This is a genomic window from Myroides sp. C6-3 (assembly GCF_050522425.1).
GTDB lineage: Bacteria > Bacteroidota > Bacteroidia > Flavobacteriales > Flavobacteriaceae > Flavobacterium.
Genome location: NZ_JBMVQP010000043.1, coordinates 1 through 22723 on the forward strand (window position 1 = coordinate 1; position 22723 = coordinate 22723).

24 protein-coding genes are annotated in these 22723 nt (G+C 35.6%); 9 read left to right on the forward strand and 15 right to left on the reverse strand.

The window, feature by feature from the left end:
- The first annotated feature begins 511 nt into the window (after positions 1–511).
- From ACPDG9_RS14430 to ACPDG9_RS14440, 3 genes are all read left to right on the forward strand, one after another.
- Positions 512–808 carry a hypothetical protein gene (locus tag ACPDG9_RS14430; protein WP_430528425.1) on the forward strand — a complete coding sequence of 99 codons (297 nt, stop codon included), beginning with the start codon at positions 512–514 and terminating at the stop codon, positions 806–808.
- A gap of 93 nt (positions 809–901) precedes the next feature.
- Complete coding sequence (locus tag ACPDG9_RS14435; RefSeq protein ID WP_430528426.1) at positions 902–1588, forward strand: hypothetical protein; 687 nt, start codon at positions 902–904, stop codon at positions 1586–1588.
- A gap of 381 nt (positions 1589–1969) precedes the next feature.
- Entirely contained in the window at positions 1970–2308 is a 339-nt protein-coding gene (locus ACPDG9_RS14440) for an immunity 22 family protein (RefSeq protein WP_430528453.1), read from the forward strand.
- A gap of 339 nt (positions 2309–2647) precedes the next feature.
- On the opposite strand, the gene ACPDG9_RS14445 is transcribed toward ACPDG9_RS14440, so the two are convergent.
- From ACPDG9_RS14445 to ACPDG9_RS14460, 4 genes are all read right to left on the reverse strand, one after another.
- The gene (locus ACPDG9_RS14445; RefSeq protein WP_430528427.1) at positions 2648–3664 is read right to left on the reverse strand and encodes a PTS transporter subunit IIC; all 1017 of its coding nucleotides are present in this window, start codon (positions 3662–3664) and stop codon (positions 2648–2650) included.
- 95 nt (positions 3665–3759) lie between these two features.
- Positions 3760–4035, reverse strand: coding sequence for a hypothetical protein (locus ACPDG9_RS14450; protein ID WP_430528428.1), 276 nt, complete (start codon positions 4033–4035; stop codon positions 3760–3762).
- A gap of 69 nt (positions 4036–4104) precedes the next feature.
- Positions 4105–4239, reverse strand: coding sequence for a hypothetical protein (locus ACPDG9_RS14455; RefSeq protein WP_430528429.1), 135 nt, complete (start codon positions 4237–4239; stop codon positions 4105–4107).
- A gap of 109 nt (positions 4240–4348) precedes the next feature.
- The gene (locus ACPDG9_RS14460) at positions 4349–6106 is read right to left on the reverse strand and encodes a helix-turn-helix transcriptional regulator (protein ID WP_430528430.1); all 1758 of its coding nucleotides are present in this window, start codon (positions 6104–6106) and stop codon (positions 4349–4351) included.
- Between the two features lie 158 nt (positions 6107–6264).
- Between ACPDG9_RS14460 and ACPDG9_RS14465 the strand changes: the two genes are divergently transcribed.
- From ACPDG9_RS14465 to ACPDG9_RS14475, 3 genes are all read left to right on the forward strand, one after another.
- A complete protein-coding gene (locus ACPDG9_RS14465; RefSeq protein WP_430528431.1) occupies positions 6265–7146 on the forward strand; it encodes a hypothetical protein in 882 nt (293 codons plus the stop codon).
- 263 nt (positions 7147–7409) lie between these two features.
- Positions 7410–8021, forward strand: coding sequence for a hypothetical protein (locus ACPDG9_RS14470; RefSeq protein ID WP_430528432.1), 612 nt, complete (start codon positions 7410–7412; stop codon positions 8019–8021).
- 208 nt (positions 8022–8229) lie between these two features.
- Positions 8230–8367 carry a hypothetical protein gene (locus ACPDG9_RS14475; RefSeq protein WP_430528433.1) on the forward strand — a complete coding sequence of 46 codons (138 nt, stop codon included), beginning with the start codon at positions 8230–8232 and terminating at the stop codon, positions 8365–8367.
- 23 nt (positions 8368–8390) lie between these two features.
- Here ACPDG9_RS14475 and ACPDG9_RS14480 read toward each other — a convergent pair whose 3' ends face one another.
- The 3 genes from ACPDG9_RS14480 to ACPDG9_RS14490 form a co-directional block, all read right to left on the reverse strand.
- Positions 8391–8957, reverse strand: a complete 567-nt coding sequence (locus ACPDG9_RS14480; protein WP_430528434.1) for a hypothetical protein — start codon at positions 8955–8957, stop codon at positions 8391–8393.
- Positions 8958–9094: 137 nt separating this feature from the next.
- Positions 9095–10111 carry an XAC2610-related protein gene (locus ACPDG9_RS14485; protein ID WP_430528435.1) on the reverse strand — a complete coding sequence of 339 codons (1017 nt, stop codon included), beginning with the start codon at positions 10109–10111 and terminating at the stop codon, positions 9095–9097.
- Positions 10112–11134: 1023 nt separating this feature from the next.
- Positions 11135–11278 (reverse strand): hypothetical protein, encoded by a 144-nt coding sequence (locus ACPDG9_RS14490; protein ID WP_430528436.1) that lies wholly within the window; start codon positions 11276–11278, stop codon positions 11135–11137.
- Positions 11279–11308: 30 nt separating this feature from the next.
- Here ACPDG9_RS14490 and ACPDG9_RS14495 point away from each other — a divergent pair, with 30 nt between their 5' ends.
- Entirely contained in the window at positions 11309–11560 is a 252-nt protein-coding gene (locus ACPDG9_RS14495) for a transcriptional regulator (RefSeq protein ID WP_430528437.1), read from the forward strand.
- Positions 11561–11626: 66 nt separating this feature from the next.
- Here ACPDG9_RS14495 and ACPDG9_RS14500 read toward each other — a convergent pair whose 3' ends face one another.
- From ACPDG9_RS14500 to ACPDG9_RS14530, 7 genes are all read right to left on the reverse strand, one after another.
- Positions 11627–12070 carry a hypothetical protein gene (locus tag ACPDG9_RS14500; RefSeq protein WP_430528438.1) on the reverse strand — a complete coding sequence of 148 codons (444 nt, stop codon included), beginning with the start codon at positions 12068–12070 and terminating at the stop codon, positions 11627–11629.
- 33 nt (positions 12071–12103) lie between these two features.
- Positions 12104–12916 carry a 5'-nucleotidase, lipoprotein e(P4) family gene (locus ACPDG9_RS14505; RefSeq protein ID WP_430528439.1) on the reverse strand — a complete coding sequence of 271 codons (813 nt, stop codon included), beginning with the start codon at positions 12914–12916 and terminating at the stop codon, positions 12104–12106.
- A gap of 147 nt (positions 12917–13063) precedes the next feature.
- Positions 13064–14002, reverse strand: coding sequence for a cysteine synthase A (gene cysK, locus ACPDG9_RS14510; protein ID WP_430528440.1), 939 nt, complete (start codon positions 14000–14002; stop codon positions 13064–13066).
- Positions 14003–14021: 19 nt separating this feature from the next.
- Positions 14022–14843 carry a serine O-acetyltransferase gene (locus ACPDG9_RS14515; RefSeq protein WP_430528441.1) on the reverse strand — a complete coding sequence of 274 codons (822 nt, stop codon included), beginning with the start codon at positions 14841–14843 and terminating at the stop codon, positions 14022–14024.
- Between the two features lie 6 nt (positions 14844–14849).
- A complete protein-coding gene (locus ACPDG9_RS14520; RefSeq protein ID WP_430528442.1) occupies positions 14850–15227 on the reverse strand; it encodes a winged helix-turn-helix transcriptional regulator in 378 nt (125 codons plus the stop codon).
- A 658-nt stretch (positions 15228–15885) separates the two neighbouring features.
- On the reverse strand, positions 15886–17700 hold the full coding sequence (locus ACPDG9_RS14525) for a chloride channel protein (RefSeq protein ID WP_430528443.1): 1815 nt from the start codon (positions 17698–17700) through the stop codon (positions 15886–15888).
- A 70-nt stretch (positions 17701–17770) separates the two neighbouring features.
- A complete protein-coding gene (locus tag ACPDG9_RS14530) occupies positions 17771–18370 on the reverse strand; it encodes an ACP phosphodiesterase (RefSeq protein WP_430528444.1) in 600 nt (199 codons plus the stop codon).
- Positions 18371–18478: 108 nt separating this feature from the next.
- Here ACPDG9_RS14530 and glmM point away from each other — a divergent pair, with 108 nt between their 5' ends.
- Positions 18479–19867, forward strand: a complete 1389-nt coding sequence (gene glmM, locus ACPDG9_RS14535; RefSeq protein WP_430528445.1) for a phosphoglucosamine mutase — start codon at positions 18479–18481, stop codon at positions 19865–19867.
- A 1049-nt stretch (positions 19868–20916) separates the two neighbouring features.
- Positions 20917–21165: a hypothetical protein gene (locus ACPDG9_RS14540; RefSeq protein ID WP_430528446.1), complete on the forward strand. Its 249-nt coding sequence runs from the start codon at positions 20917–20919 to the stop codon at positions 21163–21165.
- A 1021-nt stretch (positions 21166–22186) separates the two neighbouring features.
- On the opposite strand, the gene ACPDG9_RS14545 is transcribed toward ACPDG9_RS14540, so the two are convergent.
- Positions 22187–22627: an adenylyltransferase/cytidyltransferase family protein gene (locus tag ACPDG9_RS14545; protein ID WP_182649978.1), complete on the reverse strand. Its 441-nt coding sequence runs from the start codon at positions 22625–22627 to the stop codon at positions 22187–22189.
- Between the last annotated feature and the right edge of the window lie 96 nt (positions 22628–22723).

Here is a 22723-nt window from a genome sequence, read left to right on the forward strand (position 1 = left end):
ATTTAGCACTTGGCTAATCATTGGGGGCTAGCCCCCAATGATTTAATTTGAGTTGCACTTATTTGTTGAACTTAGAATGTTTGTTTTATGGATACATTGAAATTAAGAAATTATATATTGTTAAAAAATAGAAAACTTAACAACGATGATTTGTGTATGCTTACTATATATTAAAAGTTTACTTGTATTTAACTCTCAAAGACTTAGTTGTAAATAGCTAAGTCTTTTTAGAATTCGAAAGCTCCAACCCACGCCTATGATAGTGAGGGGAAAGAAGTTGGGCATCGAGAGTTGGACATCTATGGTAGATGCATTAAAGGAGATAACGATTTTGTTCCGTTCTTATATCAAGGACAATACTTTGATAAAGAAATGCTTCAGCATTCAACGACTCCTTACTTTACAAATATAAACAAGGAGTTAGACTCAACTAGCCTACAACCGTTTTAGATATTATGATTCTAATACGGGGCTATATATTTCACAGGATCCGATAGGTCTTGCAGGTGGCATGGCCTTGTATGGGTATGTGGGGGATGTGAATGGTTGGTTGGATGTTTTTGGGTTAAGTGGTAGAAAAGAAATGCCTTGGCATCATCTAATTCCACAAGAAATGTTAGAAGATGTGAACTTTATGAAAGAATTAAATGCTTTGACGGCAAGAACTTATGGCAAACTTGCTGGAAGGAACAATGGGAAAAAATACATTGATCGACAAGGAGCTTTTATAGAATCAGCGTTACATAAAAGAATACACGAGGGGCCAGGAGGAGGAATATGGAATTTAAAGAATGGTACCATAACTTGAAAGAGTATAAACAACCCCTTACATTAGAAGGGATTCAGTCTCAATTAAAGAAAATGATGATAGAACATAATATTCCATTATCATCTAGAGATTATGCTAGACAGTATAAAAGAAAAATACGATCTAAAAAAACGCACCAAAGAAGATACAATAAGAAAAAATATCATTAAGATTATGAAATATTACTTAATTAAAAATAGAGAAATGCCTTGGGGAGACTATGGCAATATTTTATTTGCAGGATTATTGAAAACATTTGATGAAAATTATAATGATATTGATCCATATATAATAGAAAGGATAGGACCATATATCCCAGACATATATGTAGGAGATAGTCAGAAACTAGTTGTAAAGAAAGAATTGTTTGATTTGTTTTTAATTCATGATGTAAGGAGTACATTTAAGAGACATAAAATACTTATTAAAAAATTTATCAAGATTGACTGGCAATCTTGGGACCCAACTAAACCTCCTGAAAAATACCCTAGAGGAGGAGAACCTTATAATTATATTAAATATGGGCATCACAATGAGGATTTATTAAAAATGGTAAGTAAAAAATATTATGGTTTAAATTTTGAAGAAAAAGATATATTGAAAATAATATCTGATAATAAGGATTTCGTAACATATACACATTGGGGAATTGTGATAGATAAGGCAAATGAAGAGATCATGAATTCACGTGGAGGAATAGTAGTAAATGAAAAAGTAAAAGATTTAATAGAGAAAAATACAGATAACTGTTTAAGATTTATTGAACTTCAGACCGTTTAATCTGGAAATTAGTGCTGTATCAAAAACTAAAGGTACAGCTCTTTTGGTTTTTTTGAGCCGTTAAGTATCCTAGCGGATTACTTCTATACTTTAGCTCGCTCCCGAGCAGATGTATTTAAAAGTGTTGGGTGTTAAATTTGAAAAGATAAGAGATTTAAGAACATTTACTAAAGATGTGAAATTTGTTAAATAGGAAAACATGGAGGGTTGGGTTCAACAGAGGCTCATAACGAAATTTTGGAAATGATAGATACATCATTAGAGTATAAAAAATTTGTTAGAATACTAAATAATTGGGCAGATTATAGACTATAAGGTGGAGCAGATGCTTTACCAGATGGATAAAAATAAAACATCATTGATATAAAAAATAAAGTTTCTATTTGGCTTGCTAATTTTACTACAGAGGAAAAATTAGAAGAGTATCTTGAATTTAGATATTCAGAACTAGAAGATTTACCAAGATCAAATTTTATAGATGATTTTGAAATAGAGTATTATGACGAGGATTTTCAAGAGGCCTATTGTGCTAATAATATTAGTAGTGTAAAGGAGTTATTGGATCCTATATCTTATTCAGAATCATTTATTTACAAGGTTGGAGATACTAGTGATTCTCAATGTAATTCTGTAGTAGCTATTTATAATTATAAATACGTTAATCAGAAACAAGGTACAGATAATATTCAATTTTTAGGAGTATTTGACTATGACTCTTAACACGAATAGTGTTAGTATAGATAATAAAGAAGATATCCACTTTAGGAAGTTTAAAACTATTTTTAAAAGAAAATTTTGTATTGGCTATTTCCCAAATGTTAGATCGTTTAGAAAAAGAAAAATACATATTGGATAAAGAATTTATTTTATAAATTATAGAAAAGGAATTAGCAAGTATAGAAGTAAAATGATACTAAAAAGATTTAGTTGTAACTAGCTAAGTCTTTTTTTGTATTGTGAAGGATTCCTTCGATATTTCAATTCATCTAACGTTCTATTAGGATAGTTCCATTAGCAAATGAGGAAAGAATCAAACCTTCTTAGTGATAGCTTCACTGCTTAGAACAATTTCATATCTCCATCTTTGATCCATTGTTTCTTTTTCATGACAGCGTAAATCAGGTAGGATAGAATTGCAGGGCATATAAACTGTAAACTTACAATAGTGAAGAGGATATAAGTGGTAGAATAAGAGTCTTTCATGGCATTAAACGTTCCTATTTGCCCCACTAATCCACAGCTTCCCATGCCTGATTCTAAAGCGGTGTTTTGCATATCAAAGAACAAAAGAGCTATCGGACCAAGTATTGCTCCCGCTAAGGTTGGCGGAATCCAGATCTTCCAATTTTTGTAAATATTGGGTATTTGTAACATACTTGTGCCTAAACCTTGTGCTACTAAACCCTTGATACCGTTGTCTTTATAGCTTATTGTGGCAAATCCAATCATTTGAGCACAACACCCTATGGTGGCGGCTCCTGCTGCTAAACCGTCCAATTGCAACATCAAACACAAGGCAGCAGATGAGATAGGTAAGGTCAGAACTAGACCTACTACCACTGCTATCACTATTCCCATAATGAGGGGATTAGCTGCTGTTGAAAGTACAATAACTTGCCCGATCCACTGCATCAACTGATCGACACTCGGACCAATCAGTTGGGCTAAGGCTACTCCTACTAAAACAGTAACCATAGGGGTAATAACAAGGTCTATTCTCGTTTCACCTGCAACTGCTTTTCCTACTTCAACGGCAAGAATAGTGGCAATAAATACACCTAGTGGTCCACCCAATTGATAAGCAGCTACCCCTACAACAGCGGATGAAAATAAAACCAACTGTGGGGCTCGTAAACTATACGCAATGGCAAGTGCTATCACAGGGCCTGTTGCTTGATTGGCAAAAGGCCAAACGACCTCTTTCAAAAAGGAAATTGAAAACTCTTCTCCTATTGTCTTGAGAATAGTGCCCACGAGTAAGGTGGCAAATAAGCCATAGGCCATCGCTCCCATCGCATCAATAAAGTATCGTTTGCTTGAAAGTTGAATGTCTTTTCTTTGAAGAAATTGTCTCATGTAATGGAGAATTAGAACCTTGATTTAAGGTGTCATTGAAGAATGACTAAAGTACTAATAAATCGGATTCTAATAGAAGCAAGCAGTAGCTTTTTTTAAGGTAATACTCTAATGCGTATAGGATCAGCTATAGCTTCTTCTCTGTGATTTGCTACGACGTATTTTTTTGATACACTGCGAATACTTCTGCGATGTAAGAGATATAAATTACCATTGCATTCCGTTTGTACTTTTTGCTTGCTGTACTCAAGAACTGCTATTTTTTCATTCTCATAAGAGATATCAATTGTATTTGAGGTAATTGGGTTTTTCTTTCCTATCCAAAAACCAGTAAAAGGAGTAGAACCAGTACCATAATCTATTTTTTCCATTTTATCCGCGGAATTTAGTTGGATAGAGGATGCTTCTAACAAAACGTCATTGTTTTCCGGGTCTATAAATTAAATAGCTAAGTACTCAAAGGGAGGGATAGAATTAGCAATTCCAGAACAGTTATCTTCCGTGCAAGAAGAGGTAAGAGGTAAGGCAAGAAAGCCAACGAATAGAGCCGTTAATTTTACAATTTTGTTCTGCATAAGCTTGTGTTGATTAGAGGTTCGTGTGTAAAATGGCTTGGTATTTTACGGGTATAAGGTGTTTTAAAGTGGAATGTTGATCCGACAATCGTTATAAAATTAAAAAAAATTAATCTTGTTCATCTAAAGAGTGCGTAAAATCGATAGGATTCTCTCCATGTTCGTTGTGTTTCTTGCGGAGGCGTTGTTTTGCTTTTTTTACCGCATCAGGTGTAATACCAATAATTTGCGATATTTCTTGATTGTTTAAGCCTATTTTTTGCAAGAGGATAATGCGCAAGTTTGACTCAGTTAAATGAGGAAAACGACGAACTAGATTCGTGTAATATTCTGCTTGTTCCTCTCGAAAAGCCTGTTTAAAATAACTCCAATTGTCATCTGTCATCAAATGAGAAGTAAGAAGATCCTCTAGGGAGTTTTTTTGATCTCGATTTCGAATGCGTAGAATATCTTTCTCTAATTGGCTAATCTGTTTGTTTTTACTCTCAATATACGTGTGAAAGGAATCGAGAGAATTGTTTGCTTCTGCTAGTTTTGCTTCTATTTGTATTTTGTCGTATTGAAAACCGAGTATTTTATTTTTAAAAGAAACGGTGTTTAACTTGATCCGACGTCTGTATAAAATGTAGAGAAGAAGAACGATAATGATCAATAGAAAACTAATGAAAAACCAAGCTTGTTGGAGTAGCTGTGATTTTTCTAGTTGCATTTTTTGAATCTTATATTCCCCTTCCATTCCCTTTAACTGATAGTTCAAAGCGATTTTGTCCAGTTGTACTTGGTCCTCTTTTTTTACTTGTAGATTGAGTAGATCTAGCTCTCTGTACAATTGGATCTCTTCCTCCTTATTCTTTTGCAATTTTGCAATTTGTAAAAGCAAATCGGCGCTTTCTTTTTCGTAAATTTTGAGGTATGTTTTGCTATTGGCAAAGTTTTTAACCTGTAGTAAGGTTTGTTTTGCTAAAACATTTTTTTCCTGCTTAAAATACATTTTACCCAATTGTAATTGGGCAAACATGGCGTTTCGGAATTCTCCCAATTGGGTTGAAATAGCAATATCCTCTAAAAGCAGTTGTTCTGCTTTGTCCCAATTGTTTCGCAAGATTTCAACTCTTGCCAAGTCTCCAAGGGCCTTGGCATAACGAATACTATCCTGATTGTCAATTGCGCTTTGCTTCGTTCGTAAAAAGTAATTTTCGGCAGTTAATAATTGATTAGTATTCAAAGAGTTGATTCCTAATGCATTTAAAATTGTACCATATGACTTGGAATCGGGGGAAGTTAGGTGTAAGGCTCGATTCAAAAAGGCTGTACTCATCTCATATTCCGCAAGGGTCTGAAAAAAAAAGGCATTTTGTTTTAAGACCTCATACCCATTAAAAAGTTCTTCATTAGTGCGTTGATCTAAACCTTGGGTACTTTTTTTAAAATAAATATAAGCATCTGTATAGTGATTATACGAGTAGTAGTAAAACCCTATTTTAGAATAGACATAAGTCTGAAAAGAAAGGTCTTCTACTTGTTCAGCAAGATGAAAAACTTGTTTGTATAATTCGGTGCTTTTTTTGTTCAATCCATCAAACTCCTGAGCATATAGATCAGCTAATCGAATATGGTATCCAATTATTCGCTTCGTTTTATCTTGCGTATTAGGGGTACTTTGAATCGCTTGAAGTAACTTGTAGATTTCACTACTAGCGGTGATAGAATCCAGTTTTTGAAATTCCTTTTCAAGTATTGCGTTGGTTTTGTCTTGTGCAAAACATCCGCAAATCAGCCCTAAGGAACAGACGAATATGTAGAAAAGAGTTTTGATAAGGGGTTGTTTTTTAGCTAAAATAATTAAAACTATCGTAATTATTCTCAAATATTGTTTTTTAAATTTAGAATTCACTATAGATTGTGAAAAATAAGTAGGAGACAAGGAAAAATTAGGGGAATTAGCGCTAAAAAAAGAAACACTTTTAGGATAAAGGAATACAATTCGGTACTTTTGCCCCCCCCTTTTTAAATAAATTAATACTTATGAAATTACGATTTTTGATGTTTTTACTGACAATTATGGCCTTCATCAGTTGTGATGATCCTTTTAAAAGACAAGACTTTTTCTTATCTAATCCTACGGATCGTGAAATACACGTGGAGATTGATGATAAAACCTATGCCGTAGCTCCCTTTGGATATGAAGTACTCAAATTAAAGACGGGAACGCACGAGTTGATCTATAAAGAACAAAAAACGGCATTTAATGTATTCTACCATAATACGGGAGGAATCATCAATCCAACTTTAGAACCGCATTATATTTATTCAATGGTCTATGCAACCGAAGGCAATTTTGACAAATTTGCTTCTACGATGAGAGAGGTCCTAATTGATGGTGTACCGTATGAAGACAATATCAAATCAACGAACGCTCTTTTTATTGACAATAATTTTTATCGCTGTACCTATTTTTTAGGGGAAGCTTACCCAGAGGAACAAATTACCTATGACAAAAAAGCAATTGGTAATTTCTTCAATAAGTTCTTTACCAAACGGGAATTCTTGGCGTTTTATGAAGAAATGCTTGAGGAGGAAGAAAAAGGCTACTATGAGCAAAATAAAATTGTTGATGGGCCATGCACTATTACAGAGCCAGCAACTGTTGAGTTGGTGTTGCCAGATGTAGACCAAGCAGATGTGATTGCTTCTTACAAAAATGAAGTAACATTGGTGGAGGAGTTTAAAAGTTCAACAGATGCCGCAAGACAGAAAGCGATTCACAAAGAATTATTCGATTTGTCGATGAGTCGTTCAAAATTAGATATTAATTACAGCAAGCTAACCACAGCACAAAATCAATCGATGAATGATTTTGTGCAAGCAAGTGGCAGAATATCTGGAGCGGGAATTATTCAGTTATAGGTAATCCCTGTTTTACAGTACGTACTTGTTATGCGAAAAAAACAGAAGAAAAAGCAATCTATGTATTTATAGATTGCTTTTTTTATTTTTAGGGTGGAGGTATATGAGGATAAATAATTTTAATTTAACTTATTTTTTGTTAATTTTAATAAGTATATTCGTTTTTACGCTTGATGTGTGTCGTTTTCACTCAACAAACGTAACGCGGGTGTTACTCCAAGACGCAGAACAGCAAGTAAATAATAACATAAAAAGAGAAATAGATGAAAAAATGGTTAACCTTAGTAGCTTTTGCGTGTCCACTACTTTTTTTCGGACAAACAGAAATCCCCCAAGGAGAACAAGCAATTGCGCTTAGTCAATTGGGTGTTTCTTTAGACCATATTACGCCTAAAGAATATGAAGATCACATTGTTGAAACATGGAGGGTAGATCGGAATAAAATAGTATATGTCACGACAGAAATGTCCTTGTTTAAGTTGGCTTCATCTTTACATGGATCGATGTTGTCTTTTGCAGAAGGTCAAAAATCTACCAGTGCTGAAATACTCGATGGCAGAAGAATGAACGATAAAAAAGCCTGTGGAATAGCCTTAAATAACCTCGATTTAGATAATGTCAAGAAACATTTAAAAAAGGGCAAAAACTACCAAAAGTTAAAGCTAAAACGATTGACAGATAACAGTGATTACCAAATAGGAGATGATTTGACAACGGTATTGATTTACTCCAAAAAGCTCGACTACTTTATAGGTGATTACTTTACAATACTAAACGAGTACAACAAACAAAATGTAGATTATGTACTTATTGTACTTGACGATGAAATCACAAGTCAAATTCCTGGCGCATTAAATAATGGAAGGGGGAGATAAACAAGACAGATTGTTGCTGTTCTGACCAAAGTAGCGCAATTAAATTGACAGAAGAGTTGTATTGTACTCGAATGAATTTGCCTTACCACTAACAAAACCCTGTAATAACAGTTTTTATGCTGATGCAAAGGCTGCCTGAAAATTGGAGACAATAGTGTATTTTTGTAGCAGTAAACAACAAAATGCCAGTAGAAAAATACAAAAAGCGATGGGAAGAAATACAGCAGCAAATCGAAAAGTAGTCAAAGATAAATTGACCAAAAAGAAGCAAAAAGAACAAGAGGCCGTGGCAAAACGCAAAGCCCTTTTAAAGGAAATTGTCACGCAAATGGCAAATAAAAAATAGATTCTTGTGCCTCTATTTGTTCCTTACATATGCGTGAGTGCCCATTTTTCAACGGTTTCCTGTTGTTCAGTATCCGAAAAAACTTGGGCAATCATGCGTTGTCTTTTCTTTTTGTTTTTGGGCAAAGCATAAAACTCTTCCTTGTATTGGATGATAACATTATAGCGATCGATAACTGTTTTATCAAAAGAAATATAGTTGTCGTAGAAAGTTAAACCTTCTATTTGTTCTAGTTCTCGAAATAGTTGCTCACTTTGAGGATAAATGCGAAACAAACGCAACACCTTATCTCCAGGTGCAATCAGTGTTATTTGACTTAAATCGCGATGTCGAATACTGTATTCTCGCTTTAGATTTTTATCCGATAAGATATTGTTGTGTAGGCGTAAAGAATCAAAAGAAATTAGCTTCTCTTTATAGATCATTTCACCCTTCAAGCTAGTAGCAAAACTAATGTGCTGTCTAGGATTTTTTGCAAAATTACCCAAGTAGAGTGGATTGCCTGCTTGAAACAAACCTGATAAGCTTTGTAGTTGAGCATATCCACTTAGGCAGGTGAGCAATACGAGAAGTAAGGTGAGTTTTTTCATGCTAAAATGCTTTTTTATGTTAAATATAAGAAAAAAACATTTCAAATATAAATCAGTACGACTAGTCTTACTCCCGTACGCTTCGGTATAGAAAAAATCACATGCTTTTACGGTGTAAATAGAAACGCTGAATTTATTTATTCGTCGTTCAAGGGCTGTAGCACTTTTTGTCCATATAGTTGCTTAAAAGTCCTTTCATTAATTAATTTTTGGTTACCATTGACATAGTGATAATACTTTTTTAAGAGAGAATTTCCACCCTGTGTATTTTTATTGCTGCAGTGGTAAATACGAAGTAGCTTACCTGCTTGGTATTGATAAATACTTTGCTGTACCTCTTTGTGATCCGTGTATTCATAGAGCAGTTTTTTTCTAAAATCTGTGGCAAATACAACGGAATACAGCGTATTATAGGATGGGTTTTCAATATAATCATACCCTTCGACATTGTATAAAAAGTACGTATGTTTAGAAGGTAAATGATGAAAAACACAAAGATCGAGATAACCATCAAAGTTGTAATCCTCCAAGTACAAATCAAATTTATCGCTATTTTCACTCTCCCATAGCTGTGAATCTAGTGGAATTTGAATGACGTTGTCGTATTGATCTTTTTCTTGAATGTATTTCACGTAGTAGGTGTCTGTTGCAGGTGCTTTTTCAATGACATAAACCTTATATTCCTTCTGAGGATAACCTTTCCCCTTGGGATTAGCCATCGTAAAAGGCAGCGAATTGCCTGTTATTGCATCAGTCCAATAGCCAGAAACCCTGCCGTTATTAAAATCAAAAACCCCTTTGAAAACATGACCTGCTGCTTCAGTAAATTCAAGATACGTATCGTTAATAGTTCCTTCAATGGGTATTGGAGTTTCGTATTTGACGTAATTATAAGAACCAGAAACCTTGTTTTCGTCTATTTTGAGGTATAAGTCAAAAGCATATTTGTGGTCAATTTCACCAGTAAAATGATAGGTGTAATGGGTGTTGACATTTTTCCACCCTTCTCTAACTGAAGTGGTTTCAAGATCGCTTTGATTAGCTACCGTTGAAGAGGTTACGAGATAAGTATCTAGCGGTGTGTCGGATTTCTTTTGACAAGCAGTCAACGTGAATAGCAGATTCAACGTGCAGTATAAGATTTTATTTTTCATTTTATTTTTTATTAACAAAGTAAAATTACTTCCTTTTACTACAGCCGTACTTGTCCTTTTTATCGTATCATATAAAATAGTTGAGATTTAAATTAAAGTGCAGTTTTACCTTTGTTCTGTATTAATCTAGTGGTAAATAGTTAAAAAAAACACCTACAAGTTGGAAATTGATAAGGGAAGAAAAGTTCTTAAAAGTAAATAATTCAAGTGTATTAGTACCATTTAAAACCAATTGCAAGCGAAAATAGCCTAAAACCCTGTTTTCATAAGTGATTTGTATCTCCCAAAACAAATCATATGGACAGTGTAATAGGCATTAAATTGCTGTACGCTTGCTCGATCCCATGAGCGATGGCGTATATGAAAAATGAGATTGTTTCTACTAGCTCAAGAAGCTTCCTAGTTTCATCTATTGCATAGGGCAGCAAACAATAGTGAACGGAGAACATGTATACATTTTTTTACTTGAGTAGTGTAGTTGTTGATAAGGGTTAAAAATTAAACAAATAGTGTGATGTATTTTGCTACAGATGCTTGTTTTTAACCTGCTCCAAACGAAGGGTTTAAGAGCAGGTCAAACAAAAAACTAGCGCTTGTTTGTCTGGGAGTGTACAACCAAGGTATATCGTATACGCAATAGAAAAATTGCGTGTTCTAATCGATTGGATAGCGCGGCTGTTATTCCGAGCTATCCCAATGCGTACCTCTTAAAAAAATAGATCATCTATTGGAGATTTTCTCTTGGATACCAACGAGAAAGGTTTTATTTTTAGAGTGCGAATCATGAAGAATAAAAACATCAAGTTTGATACCCGATCCCCTTTGATATTAGTTTAATTGAGGTAGGAGATAGGGGGCATTAAACGCCCTACCAATAGACAGCAATGAGCGCATCAACCCCTGTCTAGTTCAACAACCTTTATTTTAATTCGCTTGAGCTACGACAGGTGTAAATAGTCGTGTAGTAAACGGTTAGAAATAAAGTATATAATAAAGTTTAAAAAAAATAAAGCCCTATCTGACTTAGAGATACGCTACTTGTTGTAGCAGTATACCAAGACCAGGATCAAATGAAACAACATCAGTTTCGATCAACGGAGAACGAGAGGTTGTATTTGATGTATCAAAGATAAAAAAAAATAAATAAACGCGTGCTATCGAACGCATTTTTTTTATTTCAATTAATTGATTTATAGTATGGAAGATATTAGTGTTAAAATATGTACATTTATTTATAAACAATGGATGATAAAGGAAAAATCTCAACGATCTTTTGCAAAAAAGTTGTTATTAGATGAAAGTGTAGTTAGAAAAATAAAAAAAGTAGCTTTAGCAGAAGGGGAGATGTCCTATGATATACCCTTATCGACCATTCAGAATATTTGCACGGCTAAAGGCATGACGTTTGTTGTTTTTTTTCAAATGATTGAAGATTATCAATACACGTAGGAAACAGTTATCTATCCAAGTACAGCAAATAAAAAAGCCCTCTACTTTTAGAAGGCTTTTTTTGTATTATTTTAATCGATTATAGGTAACGGTAACTGGAAGTTCAGCTCCTCTCATATCGATATTGTACTCTACTGTTAGTTTTTTGTCTGTAGCTGCTTTAATTGTACGAGGTGTGTGTCTTGGGTCTGTACTAGTTAAAGTAATAACTTTATCAGCAATAGTTCCTTGTATAGGTGATTGATCCACTCCTTTTTTATTGGTTTCTATTACTGTAGCTTTATCATCTGTTAACGTCATGATATCTTTTGTAATAGCGTCGTCACCACCTGGCATTTCATTGAATCTGTGTTTCATTTCTCTACCGTTGAACGTATAGAACAAGCTATCCGTTTCCCATATTCCTACATAGGTATCTGGTTTGCGGATTACACTGTTGTCATCACTTGAACAACTGCTAATTGCAATTGGCAATGCTACTAAAGCACAAATAGCTACTAATTTTTTCATTTGTCGAGTTATTTATTTTTTGTTAGATTAAAATTAAAAGCCTTTTACACTCTTATTGTATAAGTCGTCTTTTTCTTCTGTGGTCAAATTGCGTTTGTATTGGAACAAAGCAGCTTCCCAATCTCCATAACCTGTATTAGGTAAAACAATAAAGCGCTTGCCAAACAAGGCTTGATTATTCTTAACATTTTGCAAGCGTTCTTCTTGTGTTTTTTTATCAAAAGCCGTAGAGAAATCCGATAGGTTATCTCCAAGAAGCAGTACAATTTCGTGTGTTTCACTCAGCTTCTGACGTCTCGTTTCCTTGCTCGATTCTGTCGTGCGAACAATCACGTGTTGATCATCTGCAAAAGGGTAGTTGTATTTTTGTAAATTTTTCAATGTACCTGCTTTGTCATTTTGGGTACGATTGGTGATGTAATACACCTCAATTCCCTTTGAAGCAGCGTAGTTGAAGAATGCTAAACTTCCTAGTAGAGGTAAAGCCTCTCCTTTAGAAGTCCATTCGTTCCATGTTTCTTCGCTGAATACTTTTCCTTGACGCGCCATTTCAACAGCATAAGGAGAGTTGTCTAAAAAGGTTTCGTCTATATCCGTAACAATGGCCAACGGTTTATTGTGGGATTGCGTTAAGATTTCATCTACTCTAAGTGTAGCAATATTAAACGCTTGTGCAGCTAACGCTTGATACTCAGCCGCGTTTTGTTGAAAAACTGCCGCGTATAGTTTACCGTTTACCTCAATTTGGTGTAAAGGGTTGGTTGTTGAAGTAACTTGACTTGAAGGGATTGTTTTACATGCTCCTAAAACAAGCAGTCCTGCAAGAAGAAAAGTTCTTTTTAACATATTCTAGTTTTACTGTTTATTAAGGTACAAAAATACAACATAAAATTAGAATAGAAGACGTTCGTCGAAGAAGGTGGCCTGATAATAATGAAAAAACCGTTCAAAAACGAGCGTTTTGAACGGTTTTATGTATCTAAAAATGAAGAATTACTCTTTGTATTCTGCTGCTTTTTCGTCGAATAAATCGTCAACAGACCAATAGCGCTCTCCTGTGTCGTAGTTGAACGTTAGAATTGTAGCACCTTCTTCAATTTCTGGTAGTTTTTGAGCAATAGCAGCCAGGGAAGTACCCGTAGAAATACCTGCTAAAATACCCTCTTCTTTGGCGATGCGATTGGTATAGGTGAAAGCTTCTTCTTTGTCTATCGTAATAATTCCATCAAAAATATCCGTATTGACTACTTTCGGAATAAAACCAGCACCAATACCTTGTAAAGGATGTGGGCCAGGTTGTCCGCCACTTAATACTGGAGAGTTTTTAGGCTCTACCGCATAAACTTTTAATTGAGGGAATTTTTCCTTTAAAACCTCGGCTACCCCTGTAATATGTCCACCTGTTCCAACACCTGTGATCAAGTAATCAATGCCCTCTGGAAAGTCGTTGATGATTTCTAACGCTGTTGTTTTACGGTGGATTTCTGGATTAGAGAAGTTGTTGAATTGCTGAGGTACCCACGCATTGTCCATTTGCTCCGCTAGTTCTGTAGCTTTGGCAACCGACCCTGCCGTTCCTAACTCTCTTGGAGTTAAAACAAATTTAGCTCCAAAAGCAGCCATTAATTTCCTTCTCTCTATACTCATAGATTCTGGCATAACCAAAATCAATTGGTATCTCTTCACCGCACAAACCATAGCCAATCCAACACCTGTATTTCCTGAGGTAGGCTCAATAATTGTGGTGTTTTTGTTGATGATGCCCTTTGCTTCTGCATCTTCTATCATCGCCAAGGCAATGCGGTCTTTTAAACTCCCTCCAGGGTTTTGCTTCTCTAATTTAATCCACACCTTATGCGTAGATGGAAAGAGATTGTTGATTTTGACATGGGGCGTACGCCCAATGGTGTCTAAAATTGTATTTGCTTTCATATTTAATTTTTTTGTGTGGTTATATAATAAAATTAATAGGCTCTGGATATTTATCAGTGTATTTGGAGTACACTTTACTCTTGCTGTAGATGATCGAATTAGCATCCACACTTTTGGTCAACCAGACATTTCCTCCAATTACAGAATCGTGGCCAATGATTGTATCTCCCCCTAATATTGTCGCTCCCGAATAGATCACAACATTGTCCTCAATATAGGGGTGACGACGTGTGTTTGCTTTGTCTTTAGAAACGGAAATCGCACCTAAAGTAACACCTTGGTAGATTTTAACATTGGTTCCAATCACACAGGTTTCTCCAATAACAATTCCTGTTCCGTGATCAATACAAAAATGAGATCCAATGCTTGCTGCTGGATGGATGTCAATTCCCGTTTTATTGTGGGCATATTCTGTCCAAATGCGAGGTAGGAGTCGAACATCCTGTTGTTGGAGTTGATGGGCAAAACGATAGATAGCAATCGCGTAAAAACCAGGATATGCAATGTGTACTTCCTGTAAACAAGTAGCAGCAGGATCGTTTTCTAAAATTGCAGTAGCATCCGTATTTAGTAAGGTATAAATAGAAGGTAGTGCTTCAAAAAAATCGTCGGCAATCTGATGTGAACGCTTTTCATCATGGTTGATGCTAAATAAAATGGAAACCATTTCATTCTTCAAAGTCGTTAATTTAATGTTGATTGCTTGTTCAGAATGATAGCGCTTATCTTCCAATTGAAATAAGAAGTGAAAAAGCGTATCTGTGAATTGTTCCATTCTTTTTTTATCTAAAAAGGCCGTGGTACTCTCGTTTTTATAGAGTAATTCTTGAATAAAATCCATGTGACTTTAGATGTTAATAGTTAAGAAATGATTGATTTCGTGTTTGTTTTGGCTAGTCAGTTCAGTTGCTTTTTTGGGTAGATCGGCTTCCCCCCAAGTAGAAAGCACGGCTAAAACAGGCCATAGCGATCGCCCTTTGTTACTCAATTGGTAAGAAATGGTTAGGCTTGGCTCACTAACAAGACGTTCAATAAGATTTAATTGCTCCAACGCTTTGAGTTCTGTGGTTAGCATCTTGCTACCAATTTTAGGCAAATGCTGTTGTAAGGTAGAATACCGCGCTTTTTCAATTTGAAAAAGTGTCGTTAGAATGGGTATTCTCCATTTGCCACTAATGTTTTGTAGCGTATGTTGAATGGCATCAATGGCTATTTGAGTTGACATATTAGGTTTCTTTTAAGAAAGTTACTTTCTTATTGGGAAGCTAATGTACTAAAAAGACAAGAAGCTACAAACGACTTAACTTTTTTTTAGTATATATTTCTACTAAATATGACAGTATGTGGGTTTTATAGTATTGTAAATATACTCAATGCGAATAAAAGGTATCTTTTTGGGATAATAAATGTTAAAAGGAAACGGCTTGTTAGTGAAGAATATTAAATTAATCAGTACATTTGATCTAGTAATGTACGGGAGAAGTGTATTTTCATTTCTTCTAAAGAATGAATAGTTCTTTGGGTGTTTGTATTGAAATAGATTTATTTTTAAGATTTCTTTTGAGCGGCTACTTGTAAGGAATTTGGTTTTGTTGTTTTGTTGTTCTATTTCAAATGGGAAGTAACACTTGCAAAGATACTATATTACCAGAGAGTGCCTCGAAAAAGGCACTCTCTATTATTTACATCTAATGGCAAGAACGCCAAGTGCATGAGCACCATAATCCGATCTTTCGTATGAACGTCGTGTCATACTAACTTATACAAATTACGTATCACGCAGAAGCGCCTTATTTAGTCCCCAATCTTTGCTTTTGCGTTTGATTCGTAGTGATTCCACTTTTTGTAGCAACCGATTCCCTGTTTTGAAATCGAGTCTGACATTAATTAATAGATAGCGATTTTAAGTTGTTGCGGTAGGCTTCTAGAATATCTGCTTTTAAGATATACCCAAAGTACTTCTTGTCTTTTTGTACTAAGACGAAATCAGCCTTTTTTAAGTCAAAATTATTGACAATATTTTTCGTACTATCGTTGTATGCAACCGTAATAGGCTGTTCTATTAGATCGCTTATCGGAGTAAATTTTGTTTGGAAAGTACTGAATACAATTGGACGTACGTGGTTGAGGTTAATGACGCCGAGCAAGTTGTGTTCTTCATCAATAATAGGAATAAACTCTTGCTGCGTTTGTGTAAAAATAGCCACGGCGTCTTGGGTTGTTTGCGTCGATTTTAGCAAGTGAATATCATTGCGAATAAAATCGTGAACATGAATGGTTGATAAGATATTCGAATCTTTGTCTGAGGTGAAAACCATCCCTGTTTCTGCAATAGACTTAATATCCATGGAATACTTTTCCATGTGTTTGGCAATGGCAAAACTAATCGAGGACACGATAAGAAGGGGAACCATCAAGCCGTAACCTCCCGTTATTTCAGCAATTAAGAAGATACCCGTCAATGGAGCGTGAAATAAACCACTGATTACACCTGCCATCCCCACAACGGTAAAGTTGTGAATGGGAATGTCTTTCACTCCTAAAAGAGAAAAGAATTTAGCGAGGGTAAAGCCTAAATAAGATCCTACAAACAGAGAAGGAGCGAAGTTACCTCCGTTTCCACCACTCCCCATTGTTAAGCCCGCTGCAAAGGTTTTGACCAAAGCAGCTCCAGCAACGAAGAGCAACAAGACCCAATCATTGGTTGCAAAATTGCGCAACAAGGTATTGTTGAGAATAGTTTCGGGATGATCGCCAGCGAGTATCTTAATGCTTTCATATCCTTCACCAAATAAAGTAGGGAAGAGGAAGATAAGCACCGCTAACATAGTAGCACCAATAATCGCTTTTTTGTAAACGTGATTGGTGAATGTAGAGAGATAGGCTTCTGTCTTGCGAAACATTCGCGCGTGATAGACACAAAACAAACCAGCGAGAATTCCCAAAATAACATAGTATCCCGTGTTGAAGGTATCAAAAACAAGTTGTTTTTTGAACGACAACAAAATATCTTCTTTAATAATTAAATCTGTAACGATCGTTCCCGTTGCAGAGGCAATCATAATGGGAATGAAAGCAGAGACAGTAATATCAGCCAGCACGATTTCAATAGCAAAAAGCACACCGGCAATCGGTGCGTTAAAGGCAGCAGAAATCCCCGCTGCTACTCCACATCCCAGAAGTAAAATGCGATCTTTATAACTCAGTTTGTAGTTCTGAGCAAAATTAGAACCAAAGGCAGCACCTGTGATAGCAATAGGTGACTCCAACCCGAGTGATCCCCCCATACCAACGGTAAGGGAGCTTGTGACTATTTGAGAGTACATCTGCTTTTTAGGCATAACCCCAGATCGCTTGGCCACCGCAATCATGATCTGATACGTTCCTTTTTCAATACTGCCGTTTAAAAATTTTCGAATAACAAAAACAGTCAGCAAAATACCTATAATAGGCAATATACTATTGGTATACGGCAAATGAGAGATGTTGTCAATATAAGTGGCAAATTTGAACACTGCATGGGCAAACGACTTTAAAATTGTTACCGCAATGGCACTCGATGCACCTACTAAGACACAGGACAAATAGAGGAATTGGCGATCCGAAAGGATCGATTTTAAAAAAAATAAAATACCTTCTGCGTACCGAAAGGTCTGCTTAAAATAGAATACAATACGTTTTTTATTCCAAATCTTCATGATGCAAAAATAGCCTAAATAGTCGATAAAAGTAACGGAGACCGTATATTTTTTTAGCCTAAAACACAGCTTAAATAGCGGTGAAACGAGGGGTTTCTTGCACTAAAACAACGTGGTCTTCTAATTCTTTGAAAAATTGAGTAAAATCGGTTGCTAGAATCGAATAGTGTTCTCTTAGTTCTTCAGTTGCATAAGACATTTTAGAAATGCCCTTGGTTCTGCGATCCATTTGTGAGAGAATGTATCCCAAACCATCTATCGTTTCGTAACAAGTAAACCAATTTTCTCGGATCATAATGGGTAAAAAGTTTTGAATTTTTGCTGGTAAAAGCTCAAAATTCTCTTGCAATGATGCGTAAAACGTCGCTGCGTAATCCGCTAAGGGTTGTTGATGATACAAAGACCAATTCTTGGCTAGAAAATGATCGTAAAACATATCGATAATAACCGCAGCATAATGGTTGTACCTCGGCACAAGTAGTTTTTTATCCTTGCGCCAAATGCTATGGGCATCTGTATAAGTGTCTATTTCTCGATGTAAGAGAATCCCGTACTGCACTTCTTTGGGAAATTCTAGGTATTGTTTTCCTCGAACGCTGTCTGCTATAAAGTTGCCTATAGCTCTCTTTTCACAATCATTCGATAAGTATACATGGGCTAAAAAATTCATTGTTTCGCTTTAAACTCAAATTTACGTTTTTTAGTTTAGTATTTGAAAGTATAAGCGAGTGAATTGTTTTATATTTGTTCTTGTAGAAGAATAAAAAAAAAGTAGACTATGACATTGATAAAATCAATTTCAGGAATAAGAGGAACTATAGGCGGTAAGGTTGGATTTAACCTAACACCTGTTGATGCAGTTAAGTTTGCTTCAGCCTATGGAACTTTCATCAAGAATAAAGCAGGTAAAGATCAAGTAAAAGTTGTTATTGGACGTGATGCTCGTTTGTCTGGTCCTATGATTCACAATTTAGTAGTACATACCTTAGTGGGGTTGGGAATTGATGTGGTTGATTTAGGGTTGTCGACGACACCTACGGTTGAAATCGCTGTGCCAATGGAACAAGCAGATGGAGGTATTATTTTAACTGCCTCGCACAACCCAAAACAGTGGAATGCCTTAAAATTACTCAATGAAAAAGGGGAGTTTTTAAGTGGAGCAGAAGGAGAAGAAATTTTGGATATTGCTGAAAAAGACGCCTATGTTTTTGCAGAAGTAGATCGCTTAGGAACAATTGTTCAGAAAAATGATTACATGGATATTCACATCGACGAAGTTTTAAAATTGAAACTAGTGGATGTTGCAGCGATTCAAAAACGCAAATTCAAAGTTGTTGTTGATGGAGTAAATTCATCAGGAGGAGTTATTATTCCTGCTTTACTGAGAAAATTAGGCGTTGAAGTAGTAGAGCTATACTGTGATCCGACCGGACATTTCCCTCATAACCCAGAACCCTTAAAAGAACACTTACAAGATATTTGTGCTTTAGTGAAGGCAGAACAAGCAGATCTAGGTATTGTTGTAGATCCTGATGTAGATCGCTTGGCTTTTATTTCCAATGATGGTGAAATGTTTGGGGAAGAATATACCCTTGTTGCGGTGGCAGATTACGTATTGAGTAAAACACCAGGTAATACTGTTTCTAACTTATCATCTTCTCGTGCGTTGAGAGATGTTACAGAGAAGCGCGGTGGATCTTATCAAGCTGCTGCTGTTGGAGAAGTCAATGTAGTGGCCTTGATGAAAGAAACCCATGCCGTGATTGGTGGAGAAGGAAATGGAGGAATTATTTATCCAGAAACCCACTACGGACGTGATGCTTTAGTTGGTGTGGCTTTGTTTCTAACGCATATAGCTAACCAAACATTGACAGTCGCTGAGCTAAGAGCGACGTATCCGAAATACTATATGAGTAAAAATAAAATCGAGTTGACTCCAAAGTTAAATGTCGATATGATTTTGGAACTCATTGCAGAGAATTATAAAAACCAAGAAGTTACAACGATTGATGGGGTGAAAATTGATTTTCCTACCAGCTGGGTACACTTGAGAAAATCAAATACTGAACCGATTATTCGCATTTATACAGAAGCACCGACGCAAGAAGAAGCCGATGGTTTAGCAGGTCGTATGATGGAAGAATTGCGCGTGATCGCTGGAATTTAATGGAATCAAAACTGGAAGTGAAGGACAGGAGATGAGGCACAGCAAGTTTGCAAAATAGAGTAGAGGTATACTTAAAAAAGCGAAAGATATTCTTTCGCTTTTTTTTATAGATTTAATTCCTATCGTCTTAACTCAGTTAACAGTTAACGGTAGATTTTGCTGAAATATCAAGTGCTTCAATCACCCCTGCTATGTCACCTCGACGGAGGAGAGGTCGCATCCATTAATCACGCTCGTCACTCACCCCCGCTATGTTACCTCGATGAAGGAGAGGTCGCATCCGTCACTCAACACCCGTCACTCACCCCCGCTATGTCACCTCGACGAAGGAGAGGTCGCATCCATTAATCACGCTTGTCACTCACCCCCGCTATGTCACCTCGACGAAGGAGAGGTCGCATCCGTCACTCAACGCTCGTCACTCACCCCCGCTATGTTACCTTGACGAAGGAGAGGTCGCATCCGTCACTCAACGCTCGTCACTCACCCCCGCTATGTTACCTCGATGAAGGAGAGGTCGCATCCGTCACTCAACACCCGTCACTCAACAATCAACAATCCTTGCTCGTTTTTCAAGGACTCGTAGGATGCGACCCTTCGTTGCCTCAGGGACATACTGTGTGTGGGTACTGAAATAGAATGTATTTTCTTTAACATAACGAGCAAACAAACAAACCGAGTAAACATTTTTTCCCTTCCCGAGGAATCTTTTTTATTCTCATTTTGCAAGAATACAAAAGAAGTCATATCGATGGAATGAGAATTACGGTTAATTGAGGATGTGATTATTCAATAAACGTCATGTAATACACTGGCAATCAGTAGATTGTATTGTTGTTTTTTCGATTTTATGAAAAAATAGGTATATTCTTTGCACTTTATTAAAAACTACATTTTATAAATTAAAAAAAACTCTATTTTTTGGCAGTATAATCGTATTTTTATAATGTAAAATTAGGTGTTTTTGGTTAAACGCGATAAATATGATAATTAAATTGTTTTTTTTGTGATATATTTGCAATAAATATTAACGTACTAAAAATAATAAAATGTTAGATTCAATTAGTTTAAAACTCGAATCGTTAAGGCAGGATGATTATTTTGATGAGTTTTTAGTTTTGTTAGAAAAAGAAAGCGAAAGAGGTAGAGATTATATCTCCTTATCAACAATTCCAGTTGCTTTACACTACCGCTTAATACAGGAAGGGTTTTGTATTAAACGCGTAGAGAGAATTATTACACGATGTTTTTTTTGGAAGAAGAACACGTATTACTATAAGGTTGAGCGATTAACCTAAAAACAACGTTTGTTTACACCAGAGATAAGTAACTAACAATCTAGAATGAAACCGCCTATACCTTCGAATTAGAAGTAGCAAAGCTAAAAAAACCTTTTAAAATTGTGTGCAATAAAGGCACTGCTACTGAGTGCACTTTATTTACTTATCTTAAAAATACCTGTCTAAATGGGCGGGTATTTTTTTATTTGTACGGTAGGATGTCTTTTTTTACATGTAAATATTATATAAATAGGGGAGGAAAGAAAAAATAGGCGAGGAGGACGAAATACTATTATAAGAAAAATTAACAATAGTTAAATAAAATGAAACATTTTTTCTGTTAAAAATGCGAGCTTTTCTTTTGTTTGTGTTTTTTTATTTTTATTTCACTTTTTTTTAATAAAAAAGGTGCTTTTAGTCGTATTATTTACTATATTTATAAAGTCGAACTTTAGTATCTCCTATAGGGTGTATACGAAGTGGTAAAAAGGCAATGGAAATTGCACATTAGGTACGTTTAGCTCTTTAGCTGAAAAAAAGGAAGACGCAAAGGGCAATGGCTGCATCAAGCGCTCCTTAGGTAGAAATGAAATTTTCCTTTTTGGGAAAAGATCTATACACTAGTCGAAAGAAATGTAGAGTGTGGGGAAATGAAACGGATGCGTTTACTATCCCTTAACTCTGATGAAAGATAAATATTTGTTTTTTGTTTACACCGATAAATAAGGAAAGATTAGTTTCATTGTATTGCAAAAATATTTGAAGTCAATAGAATTTGTTAACCGTTATCCTCACTGCAATCTTAAGGAAATACGATACAGTGACTCCGTTCTAACCGTATTATTTATCACATAAATCCTGCTCAGAACTTACTTTCTCTAAGCAGGATTTTTTTTTGTTAACTGTTATCGGTTATCTGTGATCCGTCATCGGTAGATTTTTATGAAATAGCAGGTACTTTCTTTAAAAGGGGAATCTCAGCAGTTCAACGAACAACCAACGAACAATAAACAAAAAAAAACGCCTCAAGGGCGTTTCATTATATAGCGATCATTTTTCCATTTTCTTTTTCTGCGACTTCTTTTCGCAAAGAACTGCTGGAGAACCGATGGTCTCTGGAATTGTAATAGAGCTCAATTCCCTTCTCTTCGCAGTAGCTTCTGCCTGTGAAGTTCTTTGATGCATACTCATCACCTAAGATTCTAACGTGTATGTGAAAAGCACGTAGTATATCTTCTAAATCTTGCTCTGTGGTGTACGGAACAATCTCATCTACAAATTTGCAACCTTTTAACTGAATATAGCGTTCTACCACAGTTTGTGTAGGTTTGTTTTTTTCTGGTCTGTCAATAGTGGGATCCGTTTGTAGTCCTACAATTAAATAATCGCATTGACGTTTTGCTTCTTCTAACATTTTGATATGACCCGCGTGAAGCAAGTCAAAAGAACTAAATGTAATACCAATTTTTTTTGTTGTCATAGCATTATGGGGTTAAAAGTTTATAATCGGAATGCTTGTGTAAGATGCAATACGGTTAAAACTTTAGATAATATCAGCAAAAATACATTGTTTTTA

Bases quoted from the DNA above. Each gene is read 5' to 3' on its own strand.
- ACPDG9_RS14465 (WP_430528431.1), top strand. From the start codon at position 6,265: ATGAAATTACGATTTTTGATGTTTTTACTGACAATTATGGCCTTCATC.
- ACPDG9_RS14525 (WP_430528443.1), bottom strand. From the start codon at position 17,700: ATGAAGATTTGGAATAAAAAACGTATTGTATTCTATTTTAAGCAGACC.
- ACPDG9_RS14500 (WP_430528438.1), bottom strand. From the start codon at position 12,070: ATGAAAAAATTAGTAGCTATTTGTGCTTTAGTAGCATTGCCAATTGCA.
- ACPDG9_RS14520 (WP_430528442.1), bottom strand. From the start codon at position 15,227: ATGTCAACTCAAATAGCCATTGATGCCATTCAACATACGCTACAAAAC.
- ACPDG9_RS14490 (WP_430528436.1), bottom strand. From the start codon at position 11,278: ATGCGTTCGATAGCACGCGTTTATTTATTTTTTTTTATCTTTGATACA.
- ACPDG9_RS14475 (WP_430528433.1), top strand. From the start codon at position 8,230: ATGGGAAGAAATACAGCAGCAAATCGAAAAGTAGTCAAAGATAAATTG.
- ACPDG9_RS14450 (WP_430528428.1), bottom strand. From the start codon at position 4,035: ATGGAAAAAATAGATTATGGTACTGGTTCTACTCCTTTTACTGGTTTT.
- ACPDG9_RS14480 (WP_430528434.1), bottom strand. From the start codon at position 8,957: ATGAAAAAACTCACCTTACTTCTCGTATTGCTCACCTGCCTAAGTGGA.
- glmM (WP_430528445.1), top strand. From the start codon at position 18,479: ATGACATTGATAAAATCAATTTCAGGAATAAGAGGAACTATAGGCGGT.
- ACPDG9_RS14545 (WP_182649978.1), bottom strand. From the start codon at position 22,627: ATGACAACAAAAAAAATTGGTATTACATTTAGTTCTTTTGACTTGCTT.
- ACPDG9_RS14445 (WP_430528427.1), bottom strand. From the start codon at position 3,664: ATGAGACAATTTCTTCAAAGAAAAGACATTCAACTTTCAAGCAAACGA.
- ACPDG9_RS14430 (WP_430528425.1), top strand. From the start codon at position 512: ATGGCCTTGTATGGGTATGTGGGGGATGTGAATGGTTGGTTGGATGTT.
- ACPDG9_RS14515 (WP_430528441.1), bottom strand. From the start codon at position 14,843: ATGGATTTTATTCAAGAATTACTCTATAAAAACGAGAGTACCACGGCC.
- ACPDG9_RS14470 (WP_430528432.1), top strand. From the start codon at position 7,410: ATGAAAAAATGGTTAACCTTAGTAGCTTTTGCGTGTCCACTACTTTTT.
- ACPDG9_RS14505 (WP_430528439.1), bottom strand. From the start codon at position 12,916: ATGTTAAAAAGAACTTTTCTTCTTGCAGGACTGCTTGTTTTAGGAGCA.
- ACPDG9_RS14435 (WP_430528426.1), top strand. From the start codon at position 902: ATGCTAGACAGTATAAAAGAAAAATACGATCTAAAAAAACGCACCAAA.
- cysK (WP_430528440.1), bottom strand. From the start codon at position 14,002: ATGAAAGCAAATACAATTTTAGACACCATTGGGCGTACGCCCCATGTC.
- ACPDG9_RS14530 (WP_430528444.1), bottom strand. From the start codon at position 18,370: ATGAATTTTTTAGCCCATGTATACTTATCGAATGATTGTGAAAAGAGA.
- ACPDG9_RS14495 (WP_430528437.1), top strand. From the start codon at position 11,309: ATGGAAGATATTAGTGTTAAAATATGTACATTTATTTATAAACAATGG.
- ACPDG9_RS14455 (WP_430528429.1), bottom strand. From the start codon at position 4,239: ATGCAGAACAAAATTGTAAAATTAACGGCTCTATTCGTTGGCTTTCTT.
- ACPDG9_RS14485 (WP_430528435.1), bottom strand. From the start codon at position 10,111: ATGAAAAATAAAATCTTATACTGCACGTTGAATCTGCTATTCACGTTG.
- ACPDG9_RS14540 (WP_430528446.1), top strand. From the start codon at position 20,917: ATGTTAGATTCAATTAGTTTAAAACTCGAATCGTTAAGGCAGGATGAT.